We start from the raw sequence: 21,582 nt of genomic DNA, 5'->3' as shown, positions 1-21,582 counted from the left end.
CAGCACCATGACCCTCACCCAGCACCACCCGGCCGACGTGGCCCCGGCGAAGCCGCCGGCCCGACGTCCCGCCCGAGCCCGCCGCAACCTGCGCGCCTGGGCCTACGCGAGCCCGACCGCGGCGCTCGTCCTCGTCTTCTTCGTCATCCCCGTCCTGCTCGTGTTCTTCATGTCGGGCAACGACTGGCCGCTCCTGGCCGGCAACAAGGGGATGAACCTGCCGGAGAACTACTCCGCGGTGGTCGACCACCGCATGTTCTGGCCGGCCATCTGGTTCACCCTGAAGTACACGGTCATCGCGACCGTCCTGCTCATCGGCCTGGGCCTGGGCCTGGCGTTCCTGGTGCAGGAGACCAGCCGGTGGCGCGCGTTCCTGCGCACGACGTTCCTGCTGCCGACCGCGCTCGGTCTGGCCTCGGCGTCGCTGCTGTTCTACGCGCTGTACTCACCGCAGGTCGGCCCCATCGCCCCGCTGCTCGAGAAGCTCGGGTTCACGGAGGGCGTCGTCTCGCCGCTCGGCACGCCGTCGGGCGCGCTGTGGTCGACCGTCGCGCTCATCGTGTGGCGGTTCGCGGGGTTCTACATGCTCCTGCTGCTGGTGGGCCTGCAGTCGATCCCGGGCGACGTGTACGAGGCCGCGCGGATCGACGGCGCGAGCCGCTGGCAGATCTTCCGCGGGATCACCATCCCGCTGCTGCGTCCGTCGCTGGCCCTGTCCACGATCATGTGCGTCACGGGCTCGCTGCTGGCGTTCGACCAGTTCTACATCCTGACCAAGGGCGGGCCGGACGGCTCGACGATGACCGTCGTCCAGCTGGTCTACAACCTGGCCTTCGAGTCGAAGCGCGACCTCGGCATGGCCGCCGCGCTCTCGGTGATCGTGCTGCTCGCCCTCGTCGTCATCAACGTCGTCCAGCTCCGCGCACTGCGCGGCACCGACGAGGGTGGCGCCCAGAAGAAGGGGGCGAAGGCATGAACCGGCTCACCAAGGGCCTGACGCGCACGCCGTTCTACGTGCTCACGGGAGGCCTCGGCATCCTGTTCCTCTACCCGATCCTGTGGACGGCCATCAGCTCGGTGTCGCCGCAGCCCGGATCGGCGCAGGTCGACGGGTTCGGCCTGGGCAACTACGAGACGGTCCTGCACTACCAGGCGGGTCTGTGGGCGTACCTGGGCAACTCGCTGGTGATCAGCGCGACCGCGGTGGTGGTCACGCTCGTCGCGTCGACGCTCGGCGGGTACGCGTTCGCGCGGTTCACGTTCCCGGGCAAGAACCTGCTGTTCCTGCTGACGCTCGCGATCCTCATGGTCCCGTACGCGACGCTGCTCATCCCGCTCATGACGTGGCTCAAGGCGATCCACCTCAACAACACGCTCGTCGGGGTCGGCCTGGTGCTCGCGGTGTTCCAGCTCCCGTTCGCGACGTTCATGATGCGCATCTCCTTCGAGGCGATCCCCAAGGAGATGGAGGAGGCCGCGCTGGTGGACGGCTGCGGCTCGTTCAGCGCGCTGCGCCGCGTGCTGCTGCACGCGGTCAAGCCGGGCCTCATCACGGTCGGCCTGTTCGCCTTCCTGGCGGCGTGGAACGACTTCATGGTGCCGCTGTTCCTGGTGGGCGGCGACAACCAGCCGCTGCCGCTGGCGATGGTCAACATGCGCCAGCAGGTCATGGGCGTGATCGACTACGGCGCCACGCAGGCCGGCGTCGTGATCCTCACGGTGCCCTGCGTCCTGCTGTTCCTGGTGCTGCAGCGCCACTACGTCAACGGCTTCATGTCCGGTGCCCTGAAGGGATGATCACGATGCTGAGCAACGACACCCGCGGCGCCGTGGCGCCCGCGCTGCCCGGCGCCGGCCGCCTGCGACCGCTGGGCCTGGACGAGGTCACCATCACCGGCGGCTTCTGGGCGGAGCGCCAGCACGTCAACGCGACCGCCACGATCGACCACTGCGACGCCTGGGAGCAGCGCGTCGGCTGGATCGACAACTTCCGTGCAGCCGCGGCCGGGACGGTCGCGCAGTCCCGCACGGGCCGGGAGTTCTCCGACTCGGACGTCTACAAGCTGGTCGAGGCGATGGCCTGGGAGGTGGCCCGCACGGGCGACCCGCGCCTGGACGCGCGCATCGAGGAGCTCGCGCAGCTGTTCGAGTCCGTGCAGGAGCCCGACGGCTACCTCTCGACGAAGTACGGCCGGCCCGGGCAGGAGCCGCGCTACAGCGACCTGGCGTGGGGCCACGAGCTGTACTGCTACGGCCACCTGATCCAGGCCGCGGTCGCGCGGCTGCGCTCGGGCCGCCACGACACGCTGGTGCGGGTCGCGCTGCGCGCGGCCGACCACGTGTGCGAGGCGTTCGGGCCGCAGGGCATCGCGTCGGTCTGCGGCCATGCCGAGATCGAGGTCGCGCTGGTCGAGCTGTACCGGGCCACGGGTCAGGAGCGCTACCTGGAGCAGGCGCGGCTGTTCGTCGAACGTCGGGGCACGGGCACGCTGCCCGACATCGAGTTCGGCCGGTCCTACTACCAGGACGACGTCCCGGTGCGCGAGGCGACCGTGCTGCGCGGCCACGCGGTCCGTGCGATGTACCTGACGGCCGGCGTGGTGGACCTCGCGGTCGAGTCCGCCGACGACGAGCTCCTGGAGATCGCCCGCCGGCAGTTCGCGACGACGCTCGCGCGCCGCACGTACCTGACGGGCGGCATGGGGTCGCACCACCAGGACGAGGCGTTCGGCGACGACTTCGAGCTGCCGCCGGACCGGTCGTACTGCGAGACGTGCGCGGGGGTGGGCGCCGTCATGGTCGCCTGGCGGCTCGCGCTCGCGACGGGTGACCTCGCGTACGGCGACGTGGTGGAGCGCACGCTCTACAACGTGGTCGCGACGTCGCCCGCCGCGGACGGGCGTTCGTTCTTCTACACCAACCCCCTGCACAAGCGGGTACCGGGTCAGGAGGCGGCGGCCGACGAGGTCAGCCCGCGGGCGCTGTCCCGGCTGCGGGCGCCGTGGTTCGAGGTCTCGTGCTGCCCGACGAACGTGGCGCGCACGTTCGCGTCGCTCGCCGGGTACGTGGCCACCACCGACGGTGCCGGGGTGCAGCTGCACCAGCTGGTGCCGTGCCGGGTCGACACGCGCGTCGACGGCGGCGCCGTGCGGCTCGAGGTCGAGACGCGCTACCCGCAGGACGGCGACGTCGTCGTCCGGGTGCTCGAGGCGCCCGACGGTCCGTGGGAGCTCAGCCTGCGCGTCCCGGCGTGGGCCCAGGGAGCGACGCTGGACGGCGCCCCGGTGGCGCGCGTCGCGCGGGCGACCGACCTGCGCGCGGGCCAGGAGGTCCGGCTCACGCTGCCCGTGGGCGTGCGTACCACGCTGCCCGACGAGCGGATCGACGCCGTGCGCGGGTGCGTCGCGTTCGAGCGCGGCCCGGTGGTGCTGTGCCTCGAGTCGACCGACCTGCCCACGGGACTCGAGGTCGACGACGTGGAGCTGGTGCCGCGCTCGGTGGTCGAGGACAGCGGCCGCGGTGCTCGCGTACGGATGCGCGCCGTGGCGCACGCCGATGCGGCGTGGCCGTACGGTGGCGCCGCCGACGACGCGGCCGGTGCGGTGCCGGTGGTGCCCGACGCGACGGCGCGTGCCGTCGCCCCGCGGGGCGAGGACCTGGCCGTCGAGCTCGTGCCGTACCACTCGTGGGCCAACAGGGGTCCGAGCACCATGCGGATCTGGATCCCCGCAGGCTGACGTGGCCGACATCGCCCGGTCCTGCCGTGCCGTCGCGTGCGACGGTGGCGGGGCCGGGCGACGTCGTCGGGCCGAGGTGTACGTAGTCCGGTGTGAGCGCTAACATTGTGGAAGTCGCCCGAACGGGCACCAGATGGCGGTACGTGCGAAGGGGCGCGATGACCGAGAACGAGACGCCCGAGGGCGTCGAGGAGAGCAAGGCGGCGACCCGCGGGCACATCGCGGCGGGCCGCACCACGTTGGGCATCGAGCTGGGCTCGACGCGCATCAAGGCGTGCCTGATCGACCCGGAGGGCACGCCCGTCGCGGGTGGCAGCCACGAGTGGGAGAACCAGTTCGTCGACCGCGTGTGGACGTACTCGCTCGAGGCCGTCTGGACCGGCCTGCAGGACGCGTACGCCGCGCTCGTCGCGGACGTGGAGGCGTCCTACGGCGTGCGCCCGCGGACCTTCGCCGCGATCGGCGTCTCGGCGATGATGCACGGCTACCTCGCGTTCGACGAGCACGACGAGCTGCTGGTGCCGTTCCGCACCTGGCGCAACACGTCGACCGGGCAGGCCTCCGCCGAGCTGAGCGAGCTGTTCGGCCACAACATCCCGCTGCGCTGGTCGATCGCGCACCTGTACCAGGCGATCCTCGACGGCGAGGCGCACGTGCCGGCGATCGCGTCGGTCACGACGCTCGCGGGCTACGTGCACCGCAGGCTCACGGGCCGGCACGTGCTGGGCGTGGGAGACGCGTCGGGCATGTTCCCGATCGACACCGCGACGCACGACTACGACACCCGGATGCTCGCCGCGTTCGACGCGCTCGTGGGTGACCGCGGGCCGGGCCGGCCGCTGGTCGACCTGCTCCCGCAGGTGCTCGTCGCCGGTCAGGAGGCGGGCCGCCTCACGGCCGAGGGGGCCGCGCTGCTCGACCCGAGCGGCACGCTCGCCGCGGACGTCCCGCTGTGCCCGCCCGAGGGTGACGCCGGCACGGGCATGGTGGCCACGAACTCGGTCGCGCCGCGGACCGCGAACATCTCGGTCGGCACGTCGATCTTCGCGATGGTCGTGCTCGAGAAGCCGCTCGCGCAGGTGCACCACGAGCTGGACCTGGTGACCACGCCCAGCGGCGACCTGGTCGCGATGGTGCACTGCAACAACGGCGCGAGCGAGCTCGCGGCGTGGGCCGACCTGTTCGGCCAGTTCGCCGCCGCGCTCGGCAGCCCCGCGGGAGCGGACGCCGTGTTCGGCGCGCTGCTGCGCGAGGCGCTCGCGGGTGATGCCGACGGTGGCGGGCTGCTCGCCTACAACTACCTGTCGGGTGAGCCGATCACGGGCCTGACCGAGGGGCGCCCGCTGTTCGTGCGCACGCCGGACAGCCGCCTGACGCTCGCCAACTTCATGCGCACGCAGGTGTACGGCGCGTTCGGCACGCTCAGCCTGGGCATGCGCATCCTCGCCGGTGAGGGCGTCGAGGTCGACGCGATGTACGCGCACGGCGGGCTGTTCCGCACCGCGGGTGTCGCGCAGCGCCTGCTCGCGGCCGCGGTGGACGCCCCCGTCGCGGTCGGCAGCGCCGCGGGCGAGGGCGGAGCGTGGGGCATCGCGGTGCTCGCGTCCTACCTGGGCGCCGCGCACGAGCAGGACCTCGGCACGTACCTGAGCACGCGCATCTTCGCGCGCGCTCAGGTCGACGTGGTCGAGCCCGACCCGCACGACGTGCAGGGCTACGCCGCCTACCTGGACCGCTACGTGGCCGGCCTCGCGGTCGAGCGCGCGGCGGCCGACGCCCTCTGACCGATCACGACGAACGCAGGAGCAGCACGCATGACCACGCTGGACGACTACCCCGCCTCGGTGCGCGACGCCGTGGCCCGCACGCGTGAGGTGGTGGCGCGGCTGCACGCCGAGCTGCCGCGCTGGGGGCTGGTGGTGTGGACCGCGGGCAACGTCTCGCAGCGCGTCGTCGTCGACCCCGCCGGGCCGAGCGAGCGCGACCTGCTGGTGATCAAGCCCTCGGGCGTGACGTACGACGAGCTGACGCCCGAGGCGATGGTCGTGTGCGACCTGACGGGTGCGCTCGTCGACGGCACCCGCTCGCCGTCGTCGGACACCGCGGCGCACGCGTACGTGTACTCGCACATGCCCGAGATCGGGGGAGTGGTGCACACGCACTCGACGTACGCGACGGCCTGGGCCGCACGCGCCGAGCCCGTGCCGTGCGTGCTGACGATGATGGCCGACGAGTTCGGGGGCGACATCCCGATCGGCCCGTTCGCGCTGATCGGCGACGACTCGATCGGCCGCGGCATCGTCGAGACGCTGCGCGACTCGCGCAGCCCCGCGGTGCTCATGCGCAACCACGGCCCGTTCACGATCGGCCGCGACGCGAAGGCTGCGGTCAAGGCCGCGGTCATGGTCGAGGAGGTCGCCCGGACCGTCCACATCTCTCGCCAGCTCGGCGAGCCGCTGCCCATCGAGCAGCACCATGTCGACTCGCTCTACGCGAGGTACCAGAACGTCTACGGCCAGGGCGGCGCAGCCCCGGCCACCAAGGAGGAGCACGCGTGAGCAAGCCGTACGCCGACCGTGAGGTCTGGTTCTTCACCGGGAGCCAGGACCTGTACGGCGAGGAGACGCTCCGTCAGGTGGCCGAGCAGTCGCAGGAGGTCGCGCGCACGCTCGACGCGAGCCCCGACGTGCCCGTCCGCATCGTCTGGAAGCCCGTCCTGAAGGACTCGGGCTCGATCCGCCGCGCCATGCTCGACGCGAACTCGGACGACCGCGTGCTGGGCGTCATCACCTGGATGCACACGTTCAGCCCGGCCAAGATGTGGATCCACGGCCTGTCCGTGCTCGACAAGCCGCTGCTGCACCTGCACACGCAGGCGAACGTCGAGCTGCCCTGGGCGGACATCGACTTCGACTTCATGAACCTCAACCAGGCCGCGCACGGCGACCGCGAGTACGCGTACATCGCGTCCCGCATGGGCGTCACCCGGACCACCGTCGCGGGTCACGTGAGCAACCCGGTGGTCGCACGGCGCGTCGGCACGTGGGTCCGCGCCGCCGCCGGCCGCGCCGCGACGCAGTCGCTGCGGCTGGCCCGGTTCGGGGACAACATGCGCAACGTCGCCGTGACCGAGGGCGACAAGACCGAGGCCGAGGTGCGGTTCGGCGTCTCGGTGAACACGTGGGGCGTCAACGACCTGGTGGCCGCGGTCGCGCAGGTGGCCGACGCCGAGATCGACGTGCTGGTCAAGGAGTACGAGGACCTGTACGACGTGGTCCCCGAGCTGCGCGCCGGCGCCGAGCGCCACGAGTCGCTGCGGTACGCCGCGCGGCAGGAGATCGCGCTCGAGAACCTGCTGACCGAGCTGGGCGCCAAGGCGTTCACCACCAACTTCGAGGACCTGGGCGACCTGCGCCAGCTGCCCGGCATCGCGGTGCAGCGCCTGATGTCCAAGGGCTACGGGTTCGGCGCCGAGGGCGACTGGAAGACCGCGGTGCTGGTCCGTGCGGCCAAGGTGATGGGTGAGGGCCTGCCCGGTGGCGCGTCCCTCATGGAGGACTACACCTACGACCTGACGCCGGGTGACGAGGTCATCCTCGGGGCGCACATGCTCGAGGTCTGCCCGTCGCTGACCACGTCCACGCCGCGCGTCGAGATCCACCCGCTGGGGATCGGCGGCAAGGAGGACCCGGTCCGGATGGTGTTCGACGCCGACGCCGGCGAGGGCATCGTCGTCTCGCTCGCGGACATGCGTGAGCGGTTCCGGCTCACCGCCAACGTGGTGGACGTCGTGCCGCCGCGCGCGTCGCTGCCGAACCTGCCCGTGGCGCGTGCGGTGTGGAAGCCGCGTCCGGACTTCGCGACCAGCGCGGAGTCCTGGCTCACCGCCGGCGGTGCGCATCACACCGTGCTGTCCACGGCGGTGGGGGTCGAGGCGTTCGAGATCTTCGCGGACCTGTCGTCGGCCGAGCTCCTGGTGATCGACGAGCACACCACGCGGCGCGGCTTCCGCGACCAGGTGCGCTGGAACCAGGCCTACCACCGTCTCGCCCAGGGTCTGTGACGGGCGCCCATCCCGCCACACCCTGAGCACCTGCAGGTCAGCCGCTGCCCGGACGTCCGCGTGACGCCCGGGCAGCGGTGCGTCCGGGTACCGGCCGTCGCGAGGTACGGTGTGCGCGGTCGGCCGAGGTCACGAGTCGGAGTGTTCTCGGTCACAGGTTCGTAACAACCCGTCAACGGGCTATGCCTGGGGTGTTGTGAGCGCTAACATCGCTAAGTGAACGCTCACATCGCGTTCCGCACGCGGAGGTGCGGGCGCTGGTGATCGGGGACTGACGCACACAGACGTGCCCCCCGCACGGACTGGTTTCTCGAGGAGGAGAAGGCATGGTCAGCAACAAGATGCGTACGCGTGGTCTCACCGCCACGATGGCGGTGCTCGCGCTCGGCCTGGCTGCGTGCAGCAGCGGCGGCGGCGACGAGAAGCCGGCCGACGACAACAAGGGTGGCGACGACCTCATCAGCGTCGGCTTCTCGCAGCTGGGTGCGGAGTCCGGCTGGCGCACGGCGAACACCGAGTCCGTCAAGGCGAGCCTGACGGAGGAGAACGGCATCGAGCTGAACTTCGTCGACGCGCAGCAGAAGCAGGAGAACCAGATCAAGGCCCTGCGCGACTTCATCGACCAGGGCGTCGACGTCATCGCGTTCTCCCCGGTCGTCGAGACCGGCTGGGACGAGGTCCTCCAGGAGATCAAGGACGCGGACATCCCCGTCGTGCTGGTCGACCGCACGGTCGACACCACGGTCGAGGACCCGTACGTCACGTGGATCGGTGCCGACTTCAAGCAGGAGGGCACCACCGCCGGCGAGTGGGTCAAGGCCAACGTCCCCGACGCCAAGATCTTCGAGCTCCAGGGCACGCTCGGTTCGGGCGCGCAGGTGGACCGCGAGGAGGGCTTCGACGCGGTCGTCGGCGCCGAGAACATCGTCGGCAAGGCGTCGGGCAACTTCACGCGCGCCGAGGGCAAGGCCGCCATGGAGGCCGCGCTGCAGGCGTACCCCGACATGAACCTGGTCTTCGCGCACAACGACGACATGGGCCTGGGCGCCATCGAGGCGATCACCGACGCCGGCAAGGTGCCCGGCAAGGACATCAAGATCGTCACGATCGACGGCGTCCGCGACGGCCTGCAGGCGCTCAAGGACGGCAAGTTCAACTACGTCGTCGAGTGCAACCCGGTGTTCGGCGACCAGATCGTCGACGCCATCAAGAAGGTCCACAACGGCGAGGACGTCCCCAAGGAGACCATCGTCGTCGACAAGGCCTTCGACCAGACGATCACCCAGGAGGAGATCGACGCCCGCCTGTACTGACAGGCCGCCTCAGGGCAACCCACTGACACTGGTCGCACGCCAGTGACTCCCTGACAGCCGTGCGGCGGGGTGCTGACCCGCCCCGCCGCACGGCTCGTCGCTGCAACGAAGCAGTTCACTCGCAGGACGGATGACCCACGATGTCCCTCACGTCCGACTCCGCCCCCGTCGTGCAGATGCGCGGTATCACCATCGAGTTCCCCGGCGTCCGCGCCCTCGACGGTGTCGACCTGACGCTCCGCCCCGGAGAGGTGCACGCCCTGATGGGCGAGAACGGCGCCGGCAAGTCCACCATGATCAAGGCGCTCACGGGCGTCTACCAGATCGACGCGGGCGAGATCCGCGTCGGCGGTGAGTCCCACCGCTTCCACTCCACAGCGCAGGCCCAGGCCGCCGGCATCAGCACGGTGTACCAGGAGGTCAACCTCTGCGCGAACCTCTCCGTGGCCGAGAACGTCATGCTCGGTCACGAGGAGCGGGTCGGCCCCTTCATCAACTGGCCGGCCACGCGCCGCCGGGCCAAGGAGTACCTCGCCCGGCTCAACCTCGACATCGACCCCGCCTCGCAGCTCGGCTCGCACTCCATCGCGGTGCAGCAGCTGTGCTCGATCGCGCGCGCGATGGTGGTCGAGGCCAAGGTCCTGATCCTCGACGAGCCGACGTCCTCGCTCGACAAGGCCGAGGTCGCCGAGCTGTTCACCGTGGTCCGCTCGCTGCGTGACCAGGGCGTCGCGATCCTGTTCGTCTCGCACTTCCTCGAGCAGATCTACGAGATCAGCGACCGCATGACGATCCTGCGCAACGGCAAGTTCGTCGGTGAGTACCTGACCGCCGAGCTGCCGCGCATCGACCTCATCTCCAAGATGCTGGGTCGCGCGGGCGACGAGCTCGCGGCCATCGAGGCGGGCGCGCAGCGCGTCGCGCAGGACGAGGGCGAGCGGCCGGCGCTCCTGACCGCGATCGGCATCGGCCGCGGCGGCTCGATCCAGCCCGTGGACGTCTCGGTCCACGAGGGCGAGATCGTCGGCTTCGCGGGCCTCCTGGGCTCGGGCCGCACCGAGCTCGCGCGCCTGCTGTACGGCGCGGACAAGGCCGACTCCGGCACGCTGACGCTGTTCGGCGACGAGGTGCGCGGCGCCTCCCCGCTGTCCTCGCTCAAGACGGGCCTCGCGTACTCCACCGAGGACCGCAAGAAGGAAGGGATCATCGGGGACCTCACGGTCCGCGAGAACATCGCTCTCGCGATCCAGGCCAACCGCGGCATCTGGCGCCGCATCCCGGCCAAGGAGCTCGACGAGGTCGTCGACCACTACATCCAGGCGCTGAACATCCAGCCGCCGAACCCGAACATGCTGATCCGCAACCTGTCGGGCGGCAACCAGCAGAAGGCGCTGCTCGCGCGCTGGCTCGCGACCTCGCCCAAGCTGATCATCCTCGACGAGCCCACGCGCGGCATCGACATCGGCGCCAAGGCCGAGATCCAGCGCCTCGTCGTCGAGCTCGCGTCCCAGGGCATGGGCGTGGTGTTCATCTCCTCCGAGCTGGAGGAGGTCCTGCGCCTGTCGCACCGCCTCGTCGTCCTGCGGGACCGCGAGAAGGTCGGCGAGCTCACCAACGGTCCTGACGTCACATCCTCGACCGTCCTCGAGACCATCGCAGCGAGCGGGAGCGACGCAGCATGACCGGCACCCTGACCCCGCAGACCTGGTTGCGCCAGGTCACGCGGCACCACCTGTTCTGGCCCGCGCTGGCGCTCGTCGCGCTGTGGATCGCGTGCGGCATCGCGAGCCCCGGCTTCCTCGAGGTCCGCATCGTCGACGGCCACCTGTTCGGCCAGCTCGTCGACGTGACGCGCAACAGCGTCCCGTTCCTGCTGCTCGCGCTCGGCATGGCCCTGGTGATCGCGACGGGCGGCATCGACCTGTCGGTCGGCGCCGTGATGGCGATCTCGCTGTCCGTGGCCCTGACGTTCATCGACAACTCGGGCAACGGCGAGAGCGCCGTGACCGCCCTGACGGCGGTGGGCATCGCGCTCGCCGTGGCGGCGGTGGTCGGCGCGTTCAACGGCTTCCTGGTCGCCGGGCTCGGCATCCAGCCGTTCATCGCGACGATGATCCTGCTGGTCGCGGGGCGCGGCATCGCGCTCGCGTTCACGGGCGGCCAGATCACGACCACGCACTCGGCACCGTTCAAGTCGATCGGGTCCGGGTTCGTCCTGGGGATCCCGACGCCGGTGATCATCGGCGCGGTCGTCTTCACGCTCGTCGCGCTCCTGGTGCGGCGGACCGCGCTCGGCATGCTGCTCGAGTCGATCGGCATCAACCGCACCGCGAGCCACATGGCGGGTGTGCGTTCACGCAACATCACGTGGCTCGTGTACGTGATCTGCGGCGTACTCGCGGGCCTGGCGGGCCTGGTGTACGGCGCGCCGACCATGGCCGCCGACGCGAACAACATCGGTCAGCTCATGGAGCTCAACGCGATCATGGCGGTCGTCATCGGCGGCACCAAGCTCGACGGCGGCAAGTTCAGCCTCGCGGGCACGATCGTCGGTGCGCTGATCCTGACCACGCTGGACCGCGCGGTGATCATCTTCCACCTGCCGTCCGAGTCCAAGGACCTGTTCAAGGCGATCGTCGTCATCGCGATCTGCATCGCCGGGTCGGAGCGGCTGCGCGAGGGGCTCGGCCTGCGCCGCATCCCGCGCCTGCCGCAGCAGCCGACGCCCAAGAAGCCTGTGGAGGTGGCGGCGTGAGCGCCCCGACCGTGACCCAGCCCGCCCCCACGGGGACGACCCCGCGCGCGACCGCCGCGTGGTGGCACCGCCTCGCCGACCGGCGCTTCCTGCCGATCGCCGGCACGCTCGCCACGCTGGTGCTCCTGCTCGTGATCGGGCAGATGCGCTACAGCACCGACAGCCGGGACTTCATCTCCCCGCGCCTGTTCTCCAACCTGTTCATCGACAACTCCTACCTGCTGGTGCTCGCGATCGGCATGACGTTCGTGATCATCTCCGGCGGCATCGACCTGTCGGTCGGTGGTGTCGTGGCCCTCACGGGCCTCGTGGTGGCCAAGCTGCTCGAGGGCGGTGCGCCGCTGCCGCTGGTCCTCATCCTCGGCATCCTGGTCGGGACCGCGATCGGCTCGCTGATCGGGGTGATGGTCCAGTACTTCCGGATCCAACCGTTCATCGCCTCGCTCGCCGGCCTGTTCCTGGCCCGCGGCCTGGCGAACATGATCGGGACCACGTCGATCGGCATCAAGGACGACGGGTTCGCCTCGCTCGCGTCCTGGAAGATCAAGTTCGGCGAGGGCCGCGACACCTGGTACATCAACCTCAGCATGGTCATCGCGCTCGTGGTGCTCCTGCTCGCGGTGTACCTGCTGCACTACACGCGGTTCGGTCGCACGGTGTACGGCCTGGGCTCGGGCGACGGCGGGCAGGCGGCGGGCCTCATGGGTCTGCAGCCGGGCCGAGCCAAGATGTGGGTCTACGTCATCTCGGGCACGTGCGCCGGGATCGGCGGCATCCTGTTCGCGCTCTACACCAAGTCCGGCTACAACCTGTCGGGCGTCGGCATGGAGCTCGACGCGATCGCGTCGGTCGTGATCGGTGGCGCGCTCCTCAGCGGAGGGTCCGGGTTCGTGCTCGGCTCGTTCGCGGGCGTCACGGTGTACGGCCTGATCCTGGTCATCTGCAACCGCGAGGGCCTGGAGATCTGGTGGAACCGGATCCTCATCGGCGCGATCCTGCTCGGCTTCGTGCTGCTGCAGCGCGTGCTCGTCGCCCGGCGGAGGTAGCCGGCCGACCACCCCACCCGCGGCACCGACGCCGCAGGCACAACTGAAGACGAAAGAACCCTCCCGTCCGTCCGGGCCCGGCTGCCACCGGGGAGTCCCGGACGGCCGGGAGGGCGGACCACCCGGCGCAACGTGGCGACCGGGCGGTCCTGCTCACCACACCTTGGAGAGGTAGGAGCACCGATGATGATTCCACACGCCCCTGTGCGCCGACGGGACCAGGGACCTGGGGGAAGACGCTCCCGAGGACCGGCCGCGCGGTGGGTCGCCGGGCTTGCCGGGTTCGCGGTGGTCGCGTCCGGAGCAGCGCTCGCGGCACCTGCGGCGGCCGCGGACCCGCCGGACCAGGAGTGGACGGACTCGTTCTCCTCCACGACGCTCGACCCGCGCTGGCAGATCACCGCCGAGGTGGCCTCGGCCTGGTCGCTCAGCAGCAACCCGGGTGCGCTGACGCTGACGTCGCAGTCCGGTGACACGTGGCAGACCACCAACACGGCCAAGAACGTGTTCATGGTGCCGATCCCGGACGGGGACTTCACGGCGGTCACGCGCGTGACCGCTCCGGTCTCGAAGGTGTACCAGGGCGCCGGGCTGATCGCGTGGTCGGACATGGACAACTACGTCCGCGCGGGCCTCACGTACGTCGGGACGCTCTCGCCGTCGGCCCGTGCGATCGAGACCGACACCGAGACCGCGGGCTCGTTCTCCGCGGTGGACTTCGAGGACCGACCGGGGTCGACGTCCGAGACGCTGCGCCTGCAGCGCACGGGCGACACGCTCACGACGAGCTACTGGGACGGGACCGACTGGGTGGTCGCGGCCTCCCAGACCATCGCGTTCGACATCACAGCGGTGGGCCTGTACGCGCTCGCCGCGCAGGACGGCACGGCGCACACGGCCGTCTTCGACAGCTTCGGCGTCACGGCCTCCGACGGTGCCGACGTGACGCCCAGCGGGCCGTTCACGCTGCACGCGGACGGCGGACCGCGTTACCTCGTCGCCGACGACGGGGCGCTCGCGCTGACGGACGCGCGTCCGACGAACGTGCTCGGCCTGGTGCCGACCGCGGGCGCGCAGGACGGTGTGATCACGCTGCGCACGCGGGACGGCGACCTGCCCGTGGTGGTCGAGGGCGACCACCTGGCGGTGGGCGCGACGGGCGCGGCGCCGGCCGAGCTGCGGCTGACCGACGCGGGCGGCGGCGGGCTGGTGCTGCGCCTCGCGGACGACAGCGCGTACGTGGGGCTGGGTGCGGGCGGCGTGCTCACGCTCGGCGACGAGGCCGACGCCGTGCTGCTCACGCTCGAGTACCAGGCGGACGGCGAGGGCCTCCTGGCGATCGACGGCGACGCGACCACGATCGACATCTCCGAGGACCTCTACGGGATCTTCTACGAGGACATCAACTACGCGGCAGACGGCGGCCTGTACGCCGAGCTGGTGCGCAACCGGTCGTTCGAGTTCAACTCCTCGGACAACTCCTCCTTCACCGGCATGACCGGCTGGGAGACGGTCGCGCGCGGCGCGGGTGCGGGCACGCTCGCGACGGTCGTCACCGACGCGAACCGGCTCAACGACACGAACCGCTACTACCTGCGCCTCGCGGCGACGGGTGCGGGCGGCGGCATCCGGAACGCGAGCTACAACTCGGGTGTCGCGGTCGAGGCGGGCAAGAAGTACGACTTCTCGGTGTGGGCGCGCACGACCGCCGCGCAGGACCTCACGGTCCGGGTCGAGGACGTCGCGGGCACCGGCGTGCTCGCGAGCGGCACCGTGGCAGTGGACGGCTCCGACACGTGGAAGCAGTACACGGTCATGCTCACCGCGCAGCAGACCACCGACGCGGGCCGCCTCGCGGTGCTCGCGGGCGCCGCGGGCACGCTGCGGCTCGACATGGTGTCGCTGTTCCCGCAGGACACGTGGGTGGGCCCGGTCAACGGCAGGTCGGTGCTGCGCAAGGACCTCGCGGAGAAGATCGAGGCGCTCAACCCCTCGTTCGTCCGGTTCCCGGGCGGCTGCGTGACCAACGTCGGGACGTTCAAGTCCTACGTCGAGTCGGGCTACGTCGACCGCCGCCGGACGTACCAGTGGAAGGAGACCATCGGTCCGGTCGAGGAGCGCGCGACCAACTGGAACTTCTGGGGCTACAACCAGTCCTACGGCATCGGCTACCTCGAGTACTTCGAGCTCGCCGAGGACCTGGGCGCCACGCCGCTGCCCGTCCTGTCCGTGGGCGCCAACGGCTGCGGCAGCACCATCCCGGAGATGAAGGACGACGCGTCGATCCAGCGCTGGGTCCAGGACACGCTCGACCTGATCGAGTTCGCCAACGGCGACGTCGACACGCAGTGGGGCGCCGTGCGCGCCGAGCTGGGTCACCCCGAGCCGTTCGGCATGCGGTACATCGGCCTCGGCAACGAGGAGAACACGACCACGTTCGAGGCGAACTTCCCCAAGTTCCGTGACGCGATCGTGGCGCGCTACCCGGACATCGAGATCATCTCGAACTCGGGCCCCGACGACACCGGCTCCCGGTTCGACACCCTGTGGGCGTTCAACCGCGCGCAGAAGGTGGACCTGGTCGACGAGCACTACTACAACGACCCGGACTGGTTCCTGACCAACAACGACCGGTACGACTCCTACGACCGCGAGGGCCCGGCGGTGTTCCTCGGGGAGTACGCGTCGAAGGGCAACACCCTGTGGAACGCGCTCGCCGAGGCGTCCTACATGACGGCCATCGAGCGCAACTCCGACGTCGTGCGCCTCGCGTCCTACGCACCGCTGCTCGCCAACGAGAGCTACGTGCAGTGGTCGCCGGACGCGATCTGGTACGACAACGACGAGTCCTGGGGCTCGGTCAACTACTGGGTGCAGCAGCTGTTCGGCACCAACAAGGGTGACCAGGTGGTGCCCAGCACGTACGAGGTCTCGGCGGACGCGGTGCCCGACCTGACGGGCGGGGTGTTCCTGTCGACCTGGTCGACGGCTGCGGACTACGACGACGTGGTGGTCACGGACAACGACACCGACGAGGTGCTGTTCTCCGACGACTTCACCGACGCGTCGCAGTGGAGCCCGCAGACCGGCACGTGGGCCGTCACGGACGGCAAGTACCGGCAGTCCTCGACCTCGGTCACGGACGCGCGCTCGATCGTCACGGGTGCGTACAGCAAGGACTGGGACAACTACACGCTCGAGCTCACGGGCACCAAGGTCTCCGGCTCGGAGGGCTTCCTGGTCGGCTTCGCCGCGACGGGCTCCAACAGCTACTACTGGTGGAACCTGGGCGGCTGGAACAACACCCGCCAGGCGCTGCAGAAGGCGGCGGGCGGCTCGGCCAACGAGGTCGCCGCGGTCGAGAACAGCACGATCGTCACGGGCCAGGAGTACGACCTCAAGGTCGTGGTCCAGGGCCGGCACATCGAGCTGTACCTCGACGGCGAGCTGCAGATGCAGTACGACGACGAGGTCCCGGCCGACGTGTACCAGGTGGTCACGCGCGACATCAGCACGGGCGACGTCGTCGTGAAGGTCGTCAACACGTCCGACACCGCGCAGCGCACGCGCATCACGACGTCGGACGTCGAGGTCGCGGACGAGGCGCAGGCGATCGAGATCGTGGGCCGTCCGGGCGACATGAACACGAAGGCCGACCCGGACCGGCTGGTCCCGGTCGAGCGGACGATCACGGGCGTCTCGCAGGACTTCACGTACGACTTCCCGGCGTACTCGATCACGTTCCTGCGGCTGCACACGCCCGACGAGCAGGCGCCCGAGGTCGCCTCGCTCACCGCGTCCGGCACACCCGTCCGCGGCTACCACGCGCAGCCGACGACGGTCACCGCGAAGGGCACCGACGACCGCGAGGTCGCGACCGTGGAGCTCGCGGTGGACGGCGGCGCGTGGGTCGCGCAGCCGGGTGGCACCGCGACCGTGCGGGTCAGCGGCGACGGCCCGCACACCGTGCAGGCCCGCGTCACCGACGCGTCCGGCAACGTGTCCGGGGTCGAGACGCTCACGCTGAAGATCGACGCGACCGCGCCGGTCTCCAACGCGACGGTCGACACCACCGCCCGCACGGTCGCGCTGCGTGCGGCCGACGACGGTGCGGGCGTGGCGCGCATCGAGTACCGGACCACGGCCACCGCGCCCTGGTCCACGTACGCGTCGCCCGTCACGGTCGGGTCGGCCGCCACCACGGTGTGGTTCCGCGCGGTGGACGCGCTGGGCAACACGGAGGTGGCCGGGTCGGTGGTGGTGCCGAAGGTCGGCGCCACGCTGACCGCGACGTCGACGACGGCGCTCGCGCAGCCCGCCACGGTCGCGTACGGGGCCAAGCGGTCGCTCGTGGTCGCGGTCGCCGGCGCGCCCGGGTCCACGGCCACGCCCACGGGCACGGTCCGCGTGCTCGACGGGTCGCGTCTGGTGGGCAGCGGGACGCTCGCGTCCGGCGGCGTGACGATCGCGGTCCGGCCGGACCTGGCACCGGGCGTGCACACGCTGACCGTCCGGTACAGCGGTGACGCACGGTTCGCGGCGTCCTCGACCACCGTCCGGGTCACGGTCACGAAGGCCGCGTCCACGACGAAGGTCACGGCGCCGTCCGTGCGCGCGACCACCGCCGGCACCGCGACCGCCAAGGTCGCGAGCGCCGCGGGCGTCACGCTCACCGGCAAGGTGACGTTCGTCGTCACGCGCGCCGGCAAGGTCGTCGCGACCCGCACGGCGACGCTCGGGACGACGGGCACGGCCAAGGTCTCGCTGCCGAGGCTGGCCGCGGGCACGTACGCCGTGAAGGCGACCTACGCGGGCTCGTCCCTGGTCGCCGCGTCGTCGGCGTCCACGTCGCTCGTCGTCCGGCGCTGACCCCGCGCGGGCCGTGACGTCCACCCCCGGGCGACGTCGCGGCCCGCGCCACCCCCCGGGCGGCTGCGCCCGGCCATGACTCATCCGGAACACACCAAGGAGCACATGATGAGAGCACGACGCCTCTGGGGGGCGGTGGCCGCGGCCGCCGTGACCCTCACGACGGCGCTGGTCACGACGCCCGCCGGCGCCGCGACGGGTGACGGCCTGGTCGGCTGGTGGAAGCTCGACGAGACGAGCGGCACGGTCGCCGCCGACTCCTCGGGCCACGGCCGCGACGGCACGGTGACCGGGGCCGCGACGTGGAACGCCGGTGACGGGTTCACGTTCTCGGGCGGCGCCTCGAGCGCCGGCAACGCGGTCGCGCTGCCGAACGGACTCCTGACCGGGCTCGACTCGGTGACGGTCGACTTCGACGTCAACATCGCGACGGGTCTGACCGCCAACTACTTCATGTTCAACCTGGGCAACACGGCGACCGCCGGCGCGGGCACCGGCTACGTCTTCGTGACGGGCAGCGACTCGAGCGCGCGCCTGCGTGGTGCCATCACGACCGGGACCTACACCGGCGAGCAGAACACGACGCGGCCCGGTGCCGTGCCCACCAACACCTGGAAGCACCTCACGTACACGATCGTCGGCGGCACGCCGGCGTCGCCCGGCTACGCGGTGCTGTACGACGACGGTGTGGAGGTCGCGCGCAACTCCGCGATCACGGTCAAGCCCAGCGAGGTGGCCAACGGCGGCACCTACAACTTCCTGGGGCGCTCCGCGTGGGCGGGCGACAAGTCGTTCCAGGGCAAGATGCGTGACTTCCGCATCTACGACCGCGAGCTGACCGGGGCCGAGCTCACCGAGCTCGCGTCCGACGTGACGGTCCCGGCCGTGACGGCCGACACGGCCGCGCTGACGCTCGGCGACACCTCCGCGGTCACGAGCGCGCTGTCGCTGCCCACGACGGGCAGCGCGGGCTCGACCATCACGTGGGCGTCCTCGGACCCCACGGTCGTCTCGTCGGCGGGAGCCGTCAGCCGGCCGGCGCCCGGATCGGGTGATGCGACCGTGACGCTGACGGCGACCGTCAAGCGGGGTGCGGAGCAGCGCACCAAGCAGTTCACGGTCGTCGTGCTGGAGCGTCCGGACGCGCCCGGTCTGCTGGCCGAGGACCTCGCGGCGCTCGAGGTGGTCAACCTCGACGACGTGCGCGGCAACCTCACGCTCCCGACGTCCGGCGACAACGGCTCGACGTTCGCCTGGACGTCGTCCGCACCGGCCGTGATCGGTGCGACCGGTCTGGTGCAGCGCCCCGCGCACGGCCAGCCCGCGGCCACGGTCACGCTCACGGCGACGGGCACGCTCGACGCCGCGACCGCGACGCGGACGTTCACCGCGACCGTCCCGGCCCTGCCGGAGACCGTCGACCCCGACGCGTACCTGTTCGCGTACTTCGAGGGCGAGAGCACGGCGGACGGCGAGTCGATCTACCTCGGCGCGAGCCAGGGCGACGACCCGACCAGGTGGGTGGACCTCAACGACGCGGAGCCGGTGCTCACGTCCGAGTACGGCGAGCGGGGTCTGCGTGACCCGTTCATCATCCGCTCGCCCGAGGGCGACAAGTTCTACATGCTGGCCACCGACCTCAAGATCTACGGCGGCCGCACGTTCGGGCAGGCGCAGCAGAACGGCTCGACCTACATCGAGGTGTGGGAGTCCACGGACCTCGTGAGCTGGTCGGAGCAGCGGCACGTCAAGGTCTCGTCCGACTTCGCGGGCAACACGTGGGCGCCCGAGGCGTACTACGACGCGGACCTCGGGGCGTACGTGGTGTTCTGGGCGTCGAACATCTACCCGACCACCGAGACGGCGGGCCGGTCCTACACCACGACGTACAACCGGATGATGTACGCCACGACGCGCGACTTCGTGACGTTCAGCGAGCCCCGGCCCTGGATCGACGTCAAGCGCGGCACGGGCCTCGGCATGATCGACTCCACGGTCATCGAGGAGGACGGCACCTACTACCGGTTCACCAAGGACGAGGCGTACATGCTCGTCCGGCAGGAGCGCTCGTCGGACCTGCTCGCCACGGTGAGCGGCACGCTGCCGACCACGACGACCTCGCCCGGCTGGCAGCTCGTCAAGGAGAAGGTCGGGCAGGGCCAGCCCAACCCGTGGGGCGGCACGTTCTCCGCGGGTGAGGGTCCGACGATCTTCAAGGCGAACGACGAGGACGCCTGGTACCTGTTCGTCGACCAGCCGAGCTATCACGGCGGTCGCGGCTACATGGCGTTCAAGTCGACCGACATCGCGTCGGGGACGTGGACGGCCGTGACGAACGCGGTGCTGCCCTCCAGCCCGCGGCACGGCACGGTGCTGCCGGTCACGCAGGACGAGTACGAGGCCGTGCTCGCGGCCTACCAGCCCGACCTGCTGGTGCAGTCGGTCGACCCGCAGACGGTCGCCACGGAGCCGGGCGTGGCCCCGCAGCTCCCGTCGACCGCGACGGTGCACTACGCCGACGGCTCGTCCGACGACGTCGCCGTCACGTGGGACGCGGTCGACCCGGCCGACTACGCGTCGTCGGGCGAGTTCGTGGTCGAGGGCGACGTCGCGGCGGGCTCGCGTGTGCGGGCCTCGGTCACGGTCGTCGTGACCGACGCGTCCGACCCCACGGTCACGCTGACACCCGCACCCGCGGCCGACGGGCTCGCAGGGTGGTGGCGGACCGGGACGGTCGCCGTCACGGCGCACGCCGAGGACGCCGCGGGCATCGCGTCCGTGGGCCTCGCGGTCGACGACGGCGCCGAGGTCACCACCGACGGTGCGACCGCGACCGCGACGGTCACGGGCGACGGGCGGCACGTGGTCGCGGCTCGCGCGACCGACGGCTCCGGCCGCACGTCGGCCACGCCGGTGACGCTCGACGTGCCGATCGACGCGACCGCGCCGGTCTCGCGGGCGACCGTCGACGCCGCGGCACGGACCGTCACGGTGCGCGCCGCGGACTCCACGTCGGGCGTGGCCCGCACGGAGTACCGCATCGGCTCGGGCGCGTGGCAGGCCTACACGGGCCCCGTCACGGTCGGCTCCGCCGCCACGACGGTCTCCTACCGCGCGGTGGACGTCGCGGGCAACACCGAGGTCACGAACACCGCGGTGGTCCCCGTGGACGGGACGCTCCCCGTCGCGACCCGCACGGTCGGCGTCGTGAGCTCGCCCGTCGCGTACGGCGCCACCGCGCGTGTCGCGGTGACCGTCACGGCGACCGCGGGCACGCCCACCGGCACCGTGCGCGTCCTGGAGGGCAGCACCAAGGTCGGCAGCGGGACGCTCTCGGGCGGTCGCGCGACGGTCACGCTCACCCGCCTGCCCGTGGGCACGCACCGCCTGACGGTGGTCTACGACGGGACCAGCCGGTTCCTGACCTCGCAGGGTGCGGTGACGCTCAAGGTGGTGCGGGCCGCGTCGCGGACCAGCGCCTCGGCACCGGCCGTCACGGCCCGCCAGGGCGCGCGGGTGTCCGTGGCCGTGACCGCGAACGCGGTGCCGGCGAGCCAGCTCACGGGGAAGGTCGCGGTGACCGTGATGCGCGGGGGCAAGGCCCTCACGTCGCGCTCAGCGACCCTCACCAGCGGCGGCAAGGTCGTCGTGACGCTGCCGCGTCTCGCTGCGGGCACGTACACGCTCAAGGTGCGGTACCTCGGGTCGACGACGGTCCAGCCGTCGAGCGTCGGGACGACGCTCGTGGTCCGGGCCGCGAGCGCCGCCGCGATGTACTGATCCTCCCGCCGCACCGCGG

General features: G+C 71.2%; 12 protein-coding genes. All 12 read left to right on the top strand.

Annotated features, from left to right (window positions below):
- Window positions 1–7: 7 nt before the first annotated feature.
- The 12 genes from CELGI_RS13020 to CELGI_RS12965 all read left to right on the top strand — a co-directional run bounded on the left by CELGI_RS13020 (window position 8) and on the right by CELGI_RS12965 (window position 21,563).
- Window positions 8–976: a carbohydrate ABC transporter permease gene (locus CELGI_RS13020; protein ID WP_013884598.1), complete on the top strand. Its 969-nt coding sequence runs from the start codon at window positions 8–10 to the stop codon at window positions 974–976.
- Entirely contained in the window at window positions 973–1,797 is an 825-nt protein-coding gene (locus CELGI_RS13015; RefSeq protein WP_013884597.1) for a carbohydrate ABC transporter permease, read from the top strand. Before CELGI_RS13020 ends, CELGI_RS13015 begins: the two co-directional genes overlap by 4 nt.
- Window positions 1,794–3,737 carry a glycoside hydrolase family 127 protein gene (locus CELGI_RS13010; RefSeq protein ID WP_013884596.1) on the top strand — a complete coding sequence of 648 codons (1,944 nt, stop codon included), beginning with the start codon at window positions 1,794–1,796 and terminating at the stop codon, window positions 3,735–3,737. The genes CELGI_RS13015 and CELGI_RS13010 overlap by 4 nt, the downstream gene beginning before the upstream one ends.
- Before the next feature lie 158 nt (window positions 3,738–3,895).
- A complete protein-coding gene (locus CELGI_RS13005; protein ID WP_013884595.1) occupies window positions 3,896–5,521 on the top strand; it encodes a xylulokinase in 1,626 nt (541 codons plus the stop codon).
- A gap of 30 nt (window positions 5,522–5,551) precedes the next feature.
- Window positions 5,552–6,295 (top strand): L-ribulose-5-phosphate 4-epimerase, encoded by a 744-nt coding sequence (locus CELGI_RS13000; RefSeq protein WP_013884594.1) that lies wholly within the window; start codon window positions 5,552–5,554, stop codon window positions 6,293–6,295.
- Window positions 6,292–7,800, top strand: coding sequence for an L-arabinose isomerase (gene araA, locus CELGI_RS12995; protein ID WP_013884593.1), 1,509 nt, complete (start codon window positions 6,292–6,294; stop codon window positions 7,798–7,800). The genes CELGI_RS13000 and araA overlap by 4 nt, the downstream gene beginning before the upstream one ends.
- Before the next feature lie 326 nt (window positions 7,801–8,126).
- On the top strand, window positions 8,127–9,113 hold the full coding sequence (locus tag CELGI_RS12990) for an ABC transporter substrate-binding protein (protein ID WP_013884592.1): 987 nt from the start codon (window positions 8,127–8,129) through the stop codon (window positions 9,111–9,113).
- Between the two features lie 140 nt (window positions 9,114–9,253).
- Window positions 9,254–10,795 carry a sugar ABC transporter ATP-binding protein gene (locus CELGI_RS12985; RefSeq protein WP_013884591.1) on the top strand — a complete coding sequence of 514 codons (1,542 nt, stop codon included), beginning with the start codon at window positions 9,254–9,256 and terminating at the stop codon, window positions 10,793–10,795.
- Complete coding sequence (locus CELGI_RS12980; protein ID WP_013884590.1) at window positions 10,792–11,868, top strand: ABC transporter permease; 1,077 nt, start codon at window positions 10,792–10,794, stop codon at window positions 11,866–11,868. Before CELGI_RS12985 ends, CELGI_RS12980 begins: the two co-directional genes overlap by 4 nt.
- Window positions 11,865–12,914, top strand: a complete 1,050-nt coding sequence (locus CELGI_RS12975) for an ABC transporter permease subunit (RefSeq protein WP_013884589.1) — start codon at window positions 11,865–11,867, stop codon at window positions 12,912–12,914. Before CELGI_RS12980 ends, CELGI_RS12975 begins: the two co-directional genes overlap by 4 nt.
- 288 nt (window positions 12,915–13,202) lie before the next feature.
- Window positions 13,203–17,783, top strand: coding sequence for an alpha-L-arabinofuranosidase C-terminal domain-containing protein (locus tag CELGI_RS16800; protein ID WP_169315156.1), 4,581 nt, complete (start codon window positions 13,203–13,205; stop codon window positions 17,781–17,783).
- A gap of 108 nt (window positions 17,784–17,891) precedes the next feature.
- Window positions 17,892–21,563 carry an immunoglobulin-like domain-containing protein gene (locus CELGI_RS12965; RefSeq protein WP_013884587.1) on the top strand — a complete coding sequence of 1,224 codons (3,672 nt, stop codon included), beginning with the start codon at window positions 17,892–17,894 and terminating at the stop codon, window positions 21,561–21,563.
- Window positions 21,564–21,582 lie beyond the last annotated feature (19 nt).

Source organism: Cellulomonas gilvus ATCC 13127 (assembly GCF_000218545.1).
GTDB classification, from domain to species: Bacteria; Actinomycetota; Actinomycetes; order Actinomycetales; family Cellulomonadaceae; genus Cellulomonas; species Cellulomonas gilvus.
Note: the sequence above shows the minus strand (reverse complement) of the source record. Positions and strands in the feature narration are given on the sequence as shown.